Origin of the sequence: Marinobacter fuscus, assembly GCF_003007675.1 — a bacterium.
Taxonomy (GTDB): Bacteria; Pseudomonadota; Gammaproteobacteria; order Pseudomonadales; family Oleiphilaceae; genus Marinobacter; species Marinobacter fuscus.
This window is the reverse complement of sequence record NZ_PXNP01000104.1, coordinates 29682-44520: the sequence shown is the minus strand read 5'-3', so window position 1 is coordinate 44520 and position 14839 is coordinate 29682. Positions and strand designations below refer to the sequence as shown.

The 14839-nt window shown below is 59.8% G+C and carries 11 protein-coding genes; 4 read left to right on the top strand and 7 right to left on the bottom strand.

The annotated features are described in order from the left end of the window. The first annotated feature begins 82 nt into the window (after positions 1 to 82). The 3 genes from pdsR to C7H09_RS15920 are packed head-to-tail and all read left to right on the top strand — an operon-like array spanning position 83 to position 4158. Positions 83 to 784, top strand: coding sequence for a proteobacterial dedicated sortase system response regulator (pdsR, locus tag C7H09_RS15930; protein WP_106764524.1), 702 nt, complete (start codon positions 83 to 85; stop codon positions 782 to 784). A gap of 3 nt (positions 785 to 787) precedes the next feature. Continuing rightward, on the top strand, positions 788 to 2827 hold the full coding sequence (pdsS, locus tag C7H09_RS15925; protein ID WP_106764522.1) for a proteobacterial dedicated sortase system histidine kinase: 2040 nt from the start codon (positions 788 to 790) through the stop codon (positions 2825 to 2827). Next, the gene (locus tag C7H09_RS15920) at positions 2824 to 4158 is read left to right on the top strand and encodes a DUF3422 family protein (RefSeq protein WP_106764520.1); all 1335 of its coding nucleotides are present in this window, start codon (positions 2824 to 2826) and stop codon (positions 4156 to 4158) included. Before pdsS ends, C7H09_RS15920 begins: the two co-directional genes overlap by 4 nt. Before the next feature lie 18 nt (positions 4159 to 4176). On the opposite strand, the gene C7H09_RS15915 is transcribed toward C7H09_RS15920, so the two are convergent. Next, a complete protein-coding gene (locus C7H09_RS15915; protein WP_106764899.1) occupies positions 4177 to 4956 on the bottom strand; it encodes an ATP-binding protein in 780 nt (259 codons plus the stop codon). Positions 4957 to 5128: 172 nt separating this feature from the next. On the opposite strand from C7H09_RS15915, the gene cysK reads away from it, so the two are divergent. Then, a complete protein-coding gene (cysK, locus tag C7H09_RS15910; RefSeq protein WP_106764518.1) occupies positions 5129 to 6100 on the top strand; it encodes a cysteine synthase A in 972 nt (323 codons plus the stop codon). Positions 6101 to 6205: 105 nt separating this feature from the next. On the opposite strand, the gene C7H09_RS15905 is transcribed toward cysK, so the two are convergent. The 6 genes from C7H09_RS15905 to C7H09_RS15880 form a co-directional block, all read right to left on the bottom strand. Continuing rightward, complete coding sequence (locus C7H09_RS15905) at positions 6206 to 6643, bottom strand: YtoQ family protein (protein WP_106764516.1); 438 nt, start codon at positions 6641 to 6643, stop codon at positions 6206 to 6208. Between the two features lie 149 nt (positions 6644 to 6792). After that, positions 6793 to 7371, bottom strand: a complete 579-nt coding sequence (locus tag C7H09_RS15900) for a porin family protein (protein WP_106764514.1) — start codon at positions 7369 to 7371, stop codon at positions 6793 to 6795. 162 nt (positions 7372 to 7533) lie between these two features. Beyond that, positions 7534 to 8406 (bottom strand): DNA ligase, encoded by an 873-nt coding sequence (locus C7H09_RS15895; RefSeq protein ID WP_106764512.1) that lies wholly within the window; start codon positions 8404 to 8406, stop codon positions 7534 to 7536. An 89-nt stretch (positions 8407 to 8495) separates the two neighbouring features. Continuing rightward, entirely contained in the window at positions 8496 to 9032 is a 537-nt protein-coding gene (locus tag C7H09_RS15890) for a hypothetical protein (RefSeq protein ID WP_106764510.1), read from the bottom strand. Between the two features lie 2 nt (positions 9033 to 9034). Further along, the gene (locus C7H09_RS15885; protein ID WP_106764508.1) at positions 9035 to 9358 is read right to left on the bottom strand and encodes an ElaB/YgaM/YqjD family protein; all 324 of its coding nucleotides are present in this window, start codon (positions 9356 to 9358) and stop codon (positions 9035 to 9037) included. Between the two features lie 146 nt (positions 9359 to 9504). Further along, positions 9505 to 14769: a DNA repair ATPase gene (locus tag C7H09_RS15880; RefSeq protein WP_106764506.1), complete on the bottom strand. Its 5265-nt coding sequence runs from the start codon at positions 14767 to 14769 to the stop codon at positions 9505 to 9507. Positions 14770 to 14839: the final 70 nt, after the last annotated feature.

Sequence of the window (14839 nt, the reverse complement as noted above, 5' to 3'; positions counted from 1 at the left end):
AGCTTGCCCGCACCCGTCAACGTGCTTTAATGGGCCCATCAACCGCCAACGCCGAAGACAGACCACACAACCCGGACGCAATATGAAAAAGCACATTGTCCTGATCGAAGACGAAACAGGCCTTCGCGACAACTACCGGGCCGCCCTGGAGCGGCGCGGGTACCGGGTGTCAGCCTACGCCGACCGGCCAACGGCCTGGCAGGCCCTGGCGCACGCCCTGCCCGACCTGGCCATTATTGATGTAGGCCTGGGCGACGAACCAGAAGGCGGTTTTACCCTGTGTCAGGACTTACGACATCTGTCTGCCACTCTGCCCATTATCTTTCTGACCGCCAGGGACAGCGATATCGACTCGGTACACGGTTTGCGGCTGGGCGCCGACGACTACGTCACCAAAGACATGAGCCTGGAACATCTGCTGGCCCGCATCACCGCCCTGTTGCGCCGGGCCGAGGCCTGGGCCGATGCACTGCAGAAACCGGATGACATTCTGACCCGGGGCAGGCTGACGCTGAACGTGGATCGCATGACCGTCGCCTGGGACTCTCAGGCGCTGGATCTGACGGTGACCGAATTCTGGATGCTGCACTCGCTGGTTCGGCATCCGGGCCATGTCCGCAGCCGGGAACAGCTGATGGAAGCCGCCAGCACCGTGCTCGACGAAAACACCGTGACCTCCCACATCAAACGTATCCGGCGCAAGTTCAGCAAGTTCGACAGCGACTTTGACGGAATCCAGACCGCCTATGGCATGGGCTACCGCTGGAATGCCAGAGAGGTCTGACCCTTGAGCCTGAAACGCCAGCTGTTACTGGCCAGCCTGCTGATGCTGCTGATTCCCTGGGCCGGGCTAACCTTTGTGCTGGAACTGGACAACGCGCTTCGCCAACAGGCCCTGCAACAACTGCAGGCCCAGGGCAACCGGTTGGGCGAGACCGCCAGCGACCTGTTGCTGAACCTGCCGGTGGTGCCAGGCACCGAAGCGCTTTATGTCGGCGTAGCAACCAGCGCCATCCAGCCGGATGGCTACGGCAACGAGTGGCCGGGATTCGACGAAGAACCCGAGCAGGCGCCCTGGCAGTACGGCGCGGGCCAGGCCGCCAGCCTGCGCTGGCAGGCAACCAGCAACGGGCGACAACTTTATCTGCTGATTCAGCGGCTCGATCAGGGCCTGGCGCCCTGGAACCCGTCGCGCCCGGCACGGCCCCACGAACGGTTCGAACTGCGGCTTCAGCCACCCTCGGGCGATCTGGAGCCGGAGCGCGATCAGCAACGCTGGTTTATCCGGGCCGGTGCGCCGGGGCAGGTACCGGTGTTTCGGGAAGGGGCCACACCGCAACCGGATGCCCGATTCCGGGCGGGCTGGCAGGACAAAGGCGCCAGCTGGCAACTGGAGATCCAGATGCCGTTACCGGCACCTGGCAGCCGTTTAGGCTTTCAGGCCCTGCGCCCGGGCCTGCCGGACAACGCCCTGGGTACAGACCTTACACCACCGCCCTTGCTGGTACAGCGCAATCCCCGGCTGGAAGCCATTCTGCACAGCCAGCTCAGCCAGGGCCAGCGGGCCACCTTGCTGGAACCCGGGCAGTGGATTCTGGCCAGCACCACCGCGGAAAGCAGCTCCTCAGTCACCGACTTCGAGCAGCTGTCGCCCCTGCAGATTGTCGAAAAAATCAGCCTGAATGCCCTGAGCGGGCTGATCCGGCTGTACCAGCCCCGCCCAATCCTGCTAGCCCCGGAGCATTACCGGCTGCCGGTACCGGAGTTGCCGGACAACGGCCTGATCCGCCATCCGGATGGCTCGGTCTGGCTGGCCAGCCGCCACTCGCTGTTCGCCGGGCGCACCCTGTTGCTGGAACAATCCATTGATCAGCTGCTCACGCTGTCCGGCTCCACCCTGGGCAGCGTGCTGGCTCGCAGCTTGTTGATTATTCTCGCCCTGATGCTGGTGCTTCTGGGCTATGCCAGCTGGTTGTCCTGGCGCATCACCCGCCTGCAAAAACTGGTTAAAGCCAGCGTGGATGAAGATGGCCGGATGCTCGGGCAGATACCACAGCCCAAACGACGGGACGAACTGGGCCAGCTGCAACAGCAATTCGCCTTGATGGTGGAGCGATTGCAAAGCTACAACCAGTATCTGGAAAGTTTTTCCCGGCGGCTGTCCCACGAACTGAAAACCCCGGTCGCGGTAGTGCGCTCCTCCCTGGAAAATTTAGCCCAGCAACCTGCAACCGATGATCAGGCACCGTATCTGGAACGGGCCGCCAGCGCCACCGAAAGGCTCCGGCGCATTCTCAACAGCATGAGCGAAGCCGCCCGGCTGGAGCAGAGCTTTGAGGACACAGAACTGGAAGACTTTGATCTGGCCGATGTGCTGACCCAGGCCACCGGCGCCTACCAGCAACTGGATTCCCAACACCGGATTGTCTACTCCGGCCCGGCAACCGGCTATCGCATGACCGGCTCACCGGAAATGCTGGTGCAGATGCTGGACAAACTGGTGGACAACGCCCGGGATTTCACCCCGGCCGGAGGCCTTATTAACATTGCTCTTACCGGTACCGGCGAACACTATGAGCTGACCGTATTCAATCAGGGTTCCCGGCTGCCGGAACACAACGGCGTGGATATATTCGGCGCCTTTGTATCCCGGCGCAGCAGCACCGAGGATGGCCATCTCGGCCAGGGTCTGCTGATTGTGCGACTGATTGCCGACTACCATGGTGGCCGGGTGGACGCCCGAAACCAGCACCTCGGTGGCATTGACGGCGTCTGCTTCCGGGTTATCATGCCGGTTTCCAGAGCCAAAACAGGGGCTTCATTGTGAGTGCAGAACGAGGCAAGCGGGCAGGCCGCGCCAAAACCGCCAACCTGGAGTTTCATCCGCTCCGGGCCGATCTATACCAGGAACTGCATTCCCGCCCCTTTCAGGTGATCCCCTCACAGGCCCGCATCACCCAGATTGCCGTGCTGACCACCCCGGAACAACGGCAGCACCAATTCGAGCATCTGCAGAAACTGCATCGTCTGCTGGGCGAGCCCTGGCCCGAGCAGGAAACCAGCTGTTACGAGCAAACCTTTGGCAACCTGCGCATCCGCCGTGAAGTGCACATGGAGTTTACTTCCTACACCTTCATCAACACCGCCGACTCCCCCGCCAATCCGTTTACCGAAACCGGCCTGACATTGCTGCCGGACGGCTGGCTGGAACAACTGGCGGGCACCGTGGTCGGTGCTTTTCATATCGAGGTTCGCCCATCCTCGGAAGACGCACAGAGTGAACTGGCCTTCATGCGCAAGCACTTTGAAGGTATGCGCCTGGTGGGTAGCCGCCCCCAGGAAGGCGCGGCCCGGATTCTAGGCTCCTTCCAGCTGCACAGCGACAATTTCGGCCGCTTCATGGTACTCAACCAGCAGATGTCTAACAGCCAGCTCGGCCGCCTGGTGCAGCGGCTGATGGAAATCGAGAACTATCGCCTGATGTCGCTGCTGGCGCTACCCCTGGCCCGGGAACTGACACCGGACCTGAACCTGATGGATCGGCAACTGGCACACATTACCCAGTCGCTGGCGAACAACGAAAACCTGGACGAACAACAACTGCTGGCCGAGCTGACCAATATTTCCGCCCGCATTGAAGCCTTCCGGGCCCGCACCACCTTCCGTTTCTCGGCCACCGGCGCCTACCACGAACTGGTGCTGGCTCGGTTAGAGGAACTACGGGAAGAAGAAGTCTCTGGCCACCTGACCCTAACCGAATTCATGACCCGCCGGTTGACCCCGGCGGTGAAAACCTGTGAGGCGGTGGGTGAACGGCTGGAAGACTTGTCACGGCGTATCGACCGCACCTCGGAAATGATGCGCACCCGGGTCGACCTGGCGATTCAGAGCCAGAACCAGCAACTGCTCAGCTCCATGGATCGGCGCTCACGCATCCAGCTGATGATGCAACACACGGTGGAAGGCTTCTCGGTGGTGGCCATTTCCTACTATCTGATCGGGCTGCTGAAACTGGCGCTGGAGGCCCTGAAAAATGGCGGCGTCGAGATCAACAGCGCACTGGTGACCGGCCTTGCCATTCCACTGGTGATGGTGCTGGTGTTTTTTGGCATCCGCCTGATCCACCACCGCTTTCTGCGCATGGCCCGGCGCCAGTAGCGCCGGTACTCCGGCCGCTCAACTAAACCGGGAATCACCGGCATACTGGCGAAAGAACTGCTGGGCGGTACGGCCATTGCGCACCCCGCGGGCGGTGGCAAAGCGAATGGCTTCCTGGTGCAGGGCGTCCCGATCTGCCACCTGCGGAAACAGCCCATCCACCGCTTGCAAATACACCGCCTGGGGAAACGGGTAGAACGACAGCTGCAGCCCGAAGCGATCCGCCAGAGACACCTGCTCTTCAATGGCCTCCGCCGGGTGTAGCTCGCCATCACGAACCTGGCTGTTCAGGTTGTCGGCCATGTATTCCGGCATCAAATGGCGACGATTGGAGGTGGCATACACCCGAACATTCTCCGGCGGCAGCTCCAGCGACCCTTCCAGCACGCTTTTCAGGGCCTTGTAACCGGTTTCTCCGGCATCAAAGGAGAGATCGTCACAGAAAATCAGAAAACGGAACGGCAGGTCACAAATATCGTCAACAATCTCCGGCAGATTGACCAGGTCGTCCTTATCCACCTCGATGATGCGCAGGCCCTGATCCCGGTACCGGTTCAACAGCGCCTTGATCAGTGATGACTTACCCGTGCCCCTGGCCCCCCAGAGCAATACATTATTGGACGGCTCGCCCGCCAGAAAACGCTCGGTATTGCGGGCCAGCGCCTCTTTCTGTCGGTCAATGCCGGTCAGTGCCTGCCACTGAATCGGATCCAGCCTGCGAATGGCCCGCAGGCCGGAGCGATGACGACGCCAGACCGCCGCCGGTATGGATTGCCAATCAAGGGTGTTGTCTGCCATATAGTGCATCCTCTGTGCCTGCCGGGAAATCAAGGTTTGTCTGCTACCCCCGGCGGTATAAGATTACGGTAGAAACTTTGCCAGCATACGCAGACAAACGGAATAGCCTTGCCAATCCAACCCCGCTCATTCATGGTCGCGGGCCGCTCTACAACCACAACAGGAGTCTTGCATGTCTCGCATTTACAGCGACAATTCACTGTCTATCGGCAACACACCGCTGGTGCAACTGAACCGGGTGAACAACGGGGCCACCATCTGGGCCAAGATCGAAGGCCGCAACCCGGCCTATTCGGTGAAGTGCCGCATTGGCTCCGCCATGATCTGGGATGCCGAAAAGCGTGGCGTGCTGAAACCCGGCATGACCATTGTCGAGCCCACCAGCGGCAACACCGGTATTGCCCTGGCCTATGTGGCGGCGGCCCGTGGCTACAAACTGATTCTGACCATGCCTGCCTCCATGAGCCTGGAGCGTCGCAAGGTACTCAAAGCCCTGGGCGCAGAACTGGTGCTGACCGAACCGGCCAAAGGCATGCCCGGTGCCATTGCCAAAGCCGAAGAACTGGTGGCGGCCGACCCGGACAATCACTTCCTGCCCCAGCAGTTCCAGAATCCAGCCAACCCGCGTATCCACGAGGACACCACCGGCCCGGAAATCTGGAACGACACCGACGGTGCCGTGGACATTTTTGTCTCCGGTGTTGGCACCGGCGGCACCCTCACCGGGGTCTCCCGCTACATCAAGCAGACCCAGGGTAAGGCGATCACCACCGTGGCGGTGGAACCGGCCGATTCACCGGTGATTGGCCAAGCTCTGCGGGGTGAGGAACTGAAACCCTCTCCCCATAAAATTCAGGGGCTGGGCGCCGGTTTCATTCCGGGCAACCTGGATCTGGATCTGGTGGATCAGGTGGAAGCCGTCAGCAACGAAGACGCCATGGCCATGGCTCACCGCCTGATGCGCGAAGAAGGCATTCTCTGTGGTATCTCCTGCGGCGCCGCGGTGGTGGCGGCCATCCGTGTCAGCCAACAGCCGGAACATCAGGGCAAGAACATCGTGGTGATCCTGCCGGATTCCGCCGAACGCTATCTGTCGTCGGCGCTGTTCACCGACACCTTTGGAGAGCAGGAAAACGTTCAGTAATACAGCGGCCGAATCAGGCACTGTGGTGCACTCCGCACGGAACGGTCACAGTGCCTGTGCCGGCTTCAACAAGCCATGGCCAGCTCAGGCCTCGGCCTGAAAACCCTACGCCGTAATATATTTCAGCAGTTGCACCACCTGCTCCGGGCTTTGTGCCCAGGCCATGGCGGCGGCATCCACTTCTTTCAGCGGATGAATAATCGCTTCGTCGTGCAGGGTAATATACGGCGTGCCCATAGCCGCACAGTAACCGGCATCGAAGGCCGCGTTCCACTGCTTGTACTTGTCGCCAAACCGGATAATGGCCAGGTCACATTGCTCCAGCAACGTTTTGGTGCGAATGGCGTTCACCTTGGACGACTGGTGATCGCGCCAGAAACCGCTCTCCGGTTTACCCAACAGATCACCTGCAGCGTCACTGGACTCATGGTCTGTGTTGGCAGAAGTAAACTCGACCGGCAGGCCTGCCGCTTCTGCACCCGCAGCAATCTGATCGCGCCAGTCGGTATGAATTTCACCGGAAAGATAGACTGTCCAGATCATATTGGTCCCCCATTTGGTTTTGGATTTATCATTCAAGGGCTGAAATCATACGCCATTGACGCAAAATGGCCACCGGGCACAGAACGGGACGGAAGGAGCGAAAAAACGGGCACAGCCATGGCGACTGCACCCGGACTATCAGCCTGGGGTCAGAACTGGAATTTCAGGCCCACGCGACCGGTATCAAAGTCCGGTCCATCATTGGTAACCTGGCCATTGAAGTCATCCTCATCAATATCAACGTTATAACGGTTGTACTCGGCAAACGCGGTCAGGTGGTCCGTCACCCGGAAGTCCACCCCGGCACCAACGAACGGGTTTACTTCGTCGTAGGTTTCACTCTGGTCGAAAGCATCCACATCGAATGCCGACACAAACGCACCCGCCTTCGCATAAATACCAAAACTGCTGGTAAGCGGTAAGCGCCCGATTGCTCCCAAACCAGCTCCTTTGAGCTTGCCTTCAACCTCATCATCGCCAAACTTGCCAAAATCGATGTATTCAGCTTCAAGCGCAAAAAACTCATTGAACTGGTAACCCAGTGCTGCCCCCAGCAGATCGTTCTCGTCGTCGAATTCGCCGTTGTGGGCCTTGTAACCACCGTAGCTACCACTGATATAGGGGCCGGACTTGTCTCGACTTGCAGAATCCTGTGCCCACACCGCGGGCGCCGAAACTACAGCAGCAGTCAGAACGGTTGCACAGGCCATACGGGTTTTGTTGCTCATCTCGGAGAGTCCTCTGTGGTTGAGTGTTCCTTGTACCGAAACGATCAATCAACAACTTACTCGCTGATTGCGTACCCACAGACTAACCGCGAATGGAGTGCACGGGTGTTAAATCCGGACTAAGAATTATTCACTTTTCCTTCATGGTCGCCCACATACGGTTCACGGCAAGGGCTCAGGTTCGTCGTCTCGGATGCGCAGAAAACTGGCAAAACGGGGCAGGCCCGTGGCGGTATAACCACGATACCGGAAGGTAATCGTCGAACCTGGCGGTGGCGGGCTTTTCCGGTCGGCCTCACTGAACCCCGTACCTATGCGAAACCGCCGACCGCTGGCCAGTTCGACCTCCAGCGACCCCATCATGCCCTGATACCGGCCCTTGCCCGGGTGGTGGCCGACAACACGGGCCTCGGCGTCACTGTGGGTTTTTACTTTTAACAGATCGTCGGAGCGGCCCCCCTGATACAAACCGGCCTTGCGCTTGAGCATCAGCCCCTCGGCACCCTCTGCCACGGCTTCATTCAGCGCCGCCATAAGCGCCGTATGACTGCGAACAGGGCGTTGCTCTACCAGTGCCAGATACTGCGAGCCGGAAGATGCCACCCATTGTTGCAACTTTTGATAGCGCTGCTGGAAAACAACACCCGACAGCGGCAGATCAAACACATGGAAGCGCACCCGGCGCCATTCTTCGTCCACCGGCTGCTGACGCCTGACGATACCGGAGACCTCGGCAAACCGGCCCCGACCAATCCAGAGCTCGCCATCTAACGGTTGTTGGGGAAACTGCCGAATGAACCACGCGGGCGCCTTGTAGACGTGTCCGCCCCTGGACCACAACTGCGTGCCGTCCCAGAAGGCACGAACACCGTCCAGTTTCTCGCTGACCCAGTAGCTCTCCAGGTTAATACCCGAATGGTAGACATTGGCCAATGGCAGGGCCGGAGTATCCGCCCTGGCTGAAAGAACAGAAAAAAGATTCAGTAAAAAAACAGCACAGAAAGTAACCGCCACCGAAGCAGAGACGGTTTGCATACGCAAATTCGGCATTCCTTTGCCCTTTTCAAATGTTTGAAGTCCATGCCAACCACCCGCCTGTCCGGATTTCGGCGGAATGGCTGGAGTCAGTGACCCGAGGCCGGGCCGTTTCCCTGTGAGGATCGGGGTTCCTTCGCCTTAGACGACCCTGTGACGCCATCTGTATCCCCGGGATTGTCTCTGTGTTCCCAGCCATGCTCGCCCTGCTTCATCAAGACCATACCACCCTGAAGAAGCAAGGACTTCAACCGGGGGTCACCCTGCTCGGCGATGCCCGCCGCGAAGGCAATCAGCGCAGCCTCTAACGGGTTTTCCCGGATCAGTTTGCGAAGGCTATCCACCGGCGAAGCGCGCCCATCAGAAGTCTTTTGGCGTTTCCCTGAAGGGCGCTGCCGGGTAAGACGATACAACACGCCCACAAGCAGCAGCAGGCAGAGGACACCGGCCAATGCCATGGCACCTGCCTGACCAAGCCAGGGGGTCAGGCCCAGAATCAGGGCATGAACAAGCAGATAGCTCCCGGCAATCAACAACACCACAAGCAAAACCATCGCCAGGATAAAACCAATGACGGCTGCGACGGCCTTGCGTGCGATGCTCTGAAGCTGTGAGGTATCAGCCATCGTCAACGATCAAGTAGTTTGCCGACCAGAACACCTGCCAGAAACATCAGAACAACACTGAGAAACGGCCGTTCCTCAATCCGATGCTCCACCTCGTTCACGGCCCGGTCACCTGCATCCCTGGCACGGTTCAAGGCCGCATCGCCCTTTTGCCGTACCTGATCCAGAGCCTCCTGGCTCTCCCGACGAATTTCGTCCCGTAGATGGCTGATATTGCTCTTCTGGCTCTCGGTAACCGCGCGAGTCAGTTTCGCCACATCATCCCTGAGCTGTTGCAGATCCTGTTTGACCTGCTCGTATTCGTCCTGCGAGGTTTTCGCTGCCATAACTTTGCCTCCGTTCTGCGAGTTTGCTGTTCAGGCATTCTCATAACTGCTGCTGTGGCGGAAATTAAAGCCCCACCCTGCATGAACAAACTGCAGCAGTTATCTGAAAGCGTAGCACGGAACCTTCAGAGCAAAGTGACCATGCGTTAATGCGCAGGCGGCTCCTGCGCCAGGAGCTTGTTCTGCAATTCCCGGATCACGCGAAGCACGCGGCTCATCTCCTTTTGAGTTTTCAGGTCAAGATCCAGCTTGCCACTCATGGTTTGTACCAACGGCACAATCGATTCCTCGAACACCCGGGCAAAGGCCATCAGAGCGTCGCCCACCTGGGGCGGACTATCCAGGTTGACGGTGACGGCGGGATTCAGCTGTACCGACTGCAGGCCTTCGGTAAGGCCGGTTTCAAGGGAGCGGGCCAGCTGGCCGACAGCCTTGTCCAGATCCGGTTCTGACGGCTTTCTGTTGCCCGCCCCGGCCACCAGTTGTTGACCCAGCTGTTGAATATGCTCTGAGATCAGACCCAGCTGGCGAACCACTTTCACCCCGGTTTCCTCGTCACCGCCCGCCTGCTGGCGACGGCGGTATTCCTCACAAATGGCGTGCCATCGGGCCGCTTCTTCGTCGGTCATGGTGCCGCGCATCTGCCTGAGCTTGAGCAGGTTTTCCTCGGCGCCGTAGGTCAGCAGCTGAGCCTCGCCCTGATAGTGGTCGTCAATCAGCGCTTCCAGTTCCTGGTCACTCATCACAGGCGACAGCTTCTCCGCCAGCTTGTTCATGTTGCGGTAACTACCCTGCAGCTTGAACGTGGGTTCGGTGCGGTAGGCCTCGGCCTGGGCACTGGAGGCGATGTAGGCCTGATTCACCCGCAACACGGTTTCCCGCACCCGGATCATTTTCTTCAGCAAAGAGACAATTTCATCGCGCTCGGCGGCGCTGTAGTCGTGCTCGAAATCTGAATCTGCCACCGCTTTGCCTTCGGCCAGATCCGCAAACCGGTAGAAGTCTGCCATACCGCGGGTTGCCAGCGGCGCCAGCACGGGGTTGGAGCTCAGGCTGTTCTCGATGTAGGACAGTGCGAAGGCATGCTCCATGCCGGAGAGCACATCACCCAGGTTGTAGATGTCGGCGCGGTTGGCCAGCATGTCCGGCACTTTGAATACTTCGCCGCTCTCCGTGTAAGGGTTACCGGCCATCACCACACAGAAGCGCTTGCCACGCATATCGTAGGTGCGGGTTCTGCCGCGCCATACCCCTTCAATGCGGCGGGTGCCGTCACAGAGGGAGATAAACTTCTGCAGGAACTCGGGGTGAGTGTGCTGAATATCATCCAGGTACAGCATTACGTTGTTGCCCATTTCCAGCGCCAGGTTGAGCTTGATCAGCTCTGCTTCGGCGGTGGAATGGGGAGCCTTCTCCGGGTCCAGCGACATCACCTCATGGCCCAGGCTCGGGCAGTTGATCTTCATGAAGATCAGGCCCAGGCGATTGGCGACGTATTCCATCAGCGTGGTCTTACCGTAGCCGGGCGGGGAGATCATCATCAGCAAGCCGGACTGGTCGGTGCGGCGATCTTCACCGGCGGTACCCATCTGTTTGGCCAGATTGTCGCCGATGATCGGCAAATAGCTCTCGCTGATCAGTTTGTTTCGGACAAACGACGACAGGGGCCGGGGCCGGAACTCACTTAGCCGAAGCTGATCCCGCCATCTGTCCAGCACCTGCTGGCGCACCTCCTGTAACTGCTGCCAGCCCGGAATAATTTCCTGCTGGTGGTAGCGCAGCCGCTCATCAAACTCATCCAGTTGCAGGCTCAAGGTACGTTCGGCAATGCGCCCGTGCTGCCCCAGCAAGCCTTCAATCTGAAACGCCAGCTCGATACTGCGCACTGTGGTGTTAATAAGCTCACCCACGTTAAGCAGCGCCACGGCTTCCGGCAGGTAATGCAGCAGGTGCTGGCGGCTGTTCTTGCCCATCCAGGCATTCAGCCAGTGGAGGGTGATGGTCCAGCGGGCTGAGGGCTGGTCCGCCACCACGGTCAGGGCGTCCTGGAACTGGGCAAACTGGTTGTCCCGTTTCAGGGCTTCGACAAAGCCGTCAACCAGCTCTCCGGCATAACGGGTAATCTCGAAGGCCTCGGTGTCTTGCGCCAATTGCAGCACCAGATACCGGGCCGCCGAGTGCACCAGACTGCGCCCATCACTGTCGGAGTTAGCCAGCTCAAGGCCCTGATCCTGCACGAACGCGGCAAGTTGTGGCTCCAGTTCCTGCTGTAACGAGTGCAGCAGGTCATCAGACTGCATCATGCGGCTGAGAATACCGGCCGACAGACACCGGGCGCGCAAGGGCTGAGCCGCCTCGGCCTGCTGGCTCTGGCTGGCCCAAAACAGCATGGCCAGAGCCCGGGCCCGGGGGCTGAACCTCAGTAATCCGGCATTCTGGATGGCAGGCCACAGGGTGCTGACCAACAGCGCCGCATCGTGATCATGGATGCCTTTTTCATAGCCTTCCCGATACCGGGGCGAGGCGTATTTGCGAATGTAGCCGGTGAGCTCTTCCAGATCCGCAACATTGACCGGCAAGTCCGGCGTTTTTTGGAATTCCTCAATCACCAGCGCTGCCAGGTATTCCGCCCGGTAAACCTTGTCAGACTCCGAGGGCTGGCTCATGCTCCAGTAGCCTCGCAAACGATCCAGGTCAGGCTCGTTCAGGCGCTCGTAGTATTGAGTGCCGGTGAGGTGCAGCAACACATGCTCGTCCCGGGGAATCAGGGTCAGATCCAGCTCTTGCTGGTTGACACTGAACTTGTGCTTGCCCAGCCGGATAACCGCACCACCGTCTTCAAAGATATCCGCTTTGTCGCGGACACTGCGCAGGGCGGTATCCTGGGCCGCCTTGAGCTGGCCCAGGCAATCGTCGGCCTCCATGGCCGCCCCCAGCTCCCGCAATTCGCCCGCCATGCTGCGCAAACGGGACACCATGGCGTCGGCGGCAAAAAACGCGTGTAACTCCTCCGGGCTGGTGAAACGCTCGGTGCGCCGGGTCAGGTTTTTCAGAATACGGCCAGCGGCATCGGCCAGGGTAGTTACCCGGCGCTGCTGCTGGTCTTGAAGTTGCTGACGCCGCGCTTCCACGCTTTCATGGGCGTTTTCCCGCTGCTCCAGAACGGCGGCCAGAAACTCATCGTATTCGCCGAACTGGCTTTCCAGCTCCTGCAGCTGATCCAGCATCCGGGTCATCAGGCCATCGCATTCGCGCACATCCGACAGGGCACTGACGCCATTGGCCAGGCTCTGCTCGAACAGCCGGATGCGGGCGGCAAACTGGGCCCGGGCCTCGGCGCTGCCCTGCTCCTTCAACCGGATTTCTGCTTCCGATCGCTGCTGGTTGATGGTGGCGTAGATGCCGGAAATATTCTCGGTGATGGCGGTTTCCAGGGCGGCATCGTCACCGGCCATGGAGGCCAGCATGCCCTGAATCATATCCAGTCCTTCGGTCAGCTCCCGATAGCGCTCCACAATCTGCTTGAGGGCCTCCCGGCTGTCAGCCTCGGCCAGCGCGGTCTGCAAATCGGTGAGGGTATGGCGGTAACCATCCAGCGCTTCCGCCGACGCCAGAAAACGGAAGGTACGCTCGGTCAGCCGCTCTTCGGCATCAGTCAGTTCCTGTTCCAGAGTCCCGATACGGGCCTTGTCCGCATAGCGCCGGTCGCTGAGGGTTCGCACCCGGCCGCGATGCGCCCGCAAACGGCCCAGATAGCTGACAAACTGATCCGGCGCTTTCCAGCTATCGGGTTTCAGATCCCGCATCAAGGCGCCCTGAGCCTGGGCCACCTCGGTAATGGCGGCCTCGGTCTGGGCCCGAATACTCTGTACTTTTTCATACTCATCGAGCACCAGCTCGGCGGTGCTGCGAATGGTGCCCAGTTGTTGATGCAGGGTGGCAAACAGGGCCTCACTCTGGCGGGCGGACAGCCAGAAGAACTGATCCAGAATGCGGTCCACGGTGCGAATCAGGCCGGTAAAGTGCCGTTCGCTGGCGTTGGCGCCGTCCACCAGGGTAATCACCGTATTCAGCTCGGCAATTCCCCGCACCAGTTCCGGATTGCCAATACGGGCCAGTTCGGAATCGTTGGCAACGCTGGCGCTGGCGTGAAAGCTCTCGGAGGTGAACGGGGTTTCCCATACCTGCAGCGGGTGCACCAGCGTGGGTTCGTTATCGGCGTTGAAAATCACCAGGTGGCCGTTTTCGAACAGGGCATAGCCATGGCCAATCAATGGCACATCGGCCTGTTTACGAATGAGGTTGTAGCGGAACAGGATCACCTGGCCGGTACGCTGCTCAAAAAACACGTAGAGCACATCCTCGCCGTTGGGCGAGCGCAGGGTACGTTTCAGGCGGAAGTCACCGGCCGGTATCTGGAAGGTTTTCAGTTCACCGGTGGCCAGGTAGTAACCGGACGGGAAAATCAGCCCGTGGTTATCCGGCAACGCCACCACCGAGCCCGCCATGGCATCCACCCGCTCCACGCGGCGCTCGGTGCGGTTGAACAGGTAGTAGCGCCACTGCTGTTCGTTGAAAGGCAGAATCCGCACCAGCAGAATCTCACCCAGATCGGCGTAATCGAAGCTGGCGTCATCCAGGGACTGGGAGTCCGATTCCACCGGGTCGGCATAGATGCCCTCGCCGGTGGCGGTGTTGTTTTCCACCTTGAAGGTAATGTTGCCCCGCAAGTTATCCACAAACAGGGTATCGGCAATATTCAGGTGCGGTGACCGGCCCTGCACCTGGCTGTCCCGCCCCACACTTTGCCAGGCGAAACTGAACCGCTCCGGATAGGTAAGATCCCGCTCGCCGCGGTTGTCGATATAGCGGCTGACGTTGCCATCGGGCTTCAGCTCCCAGCGGAACACCCGCAGATCGTCCAGCTTGTCGCCGATGCGGAAGGCCATCAGCAGCATTCCCTTGAGCACCGAGAGCTGGGACAAGGTGGCGGTGTTGTAGTATTGCTGTAACTCCCGGAAATCGGTGGCGAAACGTTCATCCTTGAGGAACGAGCCGTCGATGGCGGCTTCGGTCATTTCAAAACCGCCATCACCATCGGCCAGGTGATAGAGCCTGAAAACATCCTCGATCACCAGCGTCTTACGCAGACCCAGTTGCAGATTGAAGCCGAACAGCAGCTGGTCGCCCAGGCGCACCACGTCCCGGGCAATGGCGTTGTTTTCGGTACGCACCCGGGCCCGGCCCAGCACGTTCATGGCAGCACTGCCAAAAATCGCCTCCCGGGCCTGATTCAGCCCGGACACCTGCTCACGCAGCTGGGTGCCCTGCTCTTTCAGCCGGCGCTTGATGGTTTCAAAGGCAGAGCCTTCCTGAACAATGCTTTCGAGCTCGGTGCGATCCGTCGACATACCAAATCATCCTGAACCAAAGAGGGGAATGCGGTTAGGGGAAAGCACTCCCGGCACCTTGGGTCCGGTA

Coding starts and splice junctions, on each gene's coding strand:
- C7H09_RS15915 (WP_106764899.1), bottom strand. CDS start 4,956: ATGGCAGACAACACCCTTGATTGGCAATCCATACCGGCGGCGGTCTGG.
- C7H09_RS15900 (WP_106764514.1), bottom strand. CDS start 7,371: ATGAGCAACAAAACCCGTATGGCCTGTGCAACCGTTCTGACTGCTGCT.
- C7H09_RS15905 (WP_106764516.1), bottom strand. CDS start 6,643: ATGATCTGGACAGTCTATCTTTCCGGTGAAATTCATACCGACTGGCGC.
- cysK (WP_106764518.1), top strand. CDS start 5,129: ATGTCTCGCATTTACAGCGACAATTCACTGTCTATCGGCAACACACCG.
- C7H09_RS15880 (WP_106764506.1), bottom strand. CDS start 14,769: ATGTCGACGGATCGCACCGAGCTCGAAAGCATTGTTCAGGAAGGCTCT.
- C7H09_RS15885 (WP_106764508.1), bottom strand. CDS start 9,358: ATGGCAGCGAAAACCTCGCAGGACGAATACGAGCAGGTCAAACAGGAT.
- C7H09_RS15890 (WP_106764510.1), bottom strand. CDS start 9,032: ATGGCTGATACCTCACAGCTTCAGAGCATCGCACGCAAGGCCGTCGCA.
- C7H09_RS15895 (WP_106764512.1), bottom strand. CDS start 8,406: ATGCAAACCGTCTCTGCTTCGGTGGCGGTTACTTTCTGTGCTGTTTTT.
- pdsR (WP_106764524.1), top strand. CDS start 83: ATGAAAAAGCACATTGTCCTGATCGAAGACGAAACAGGCCTTCGCGAC.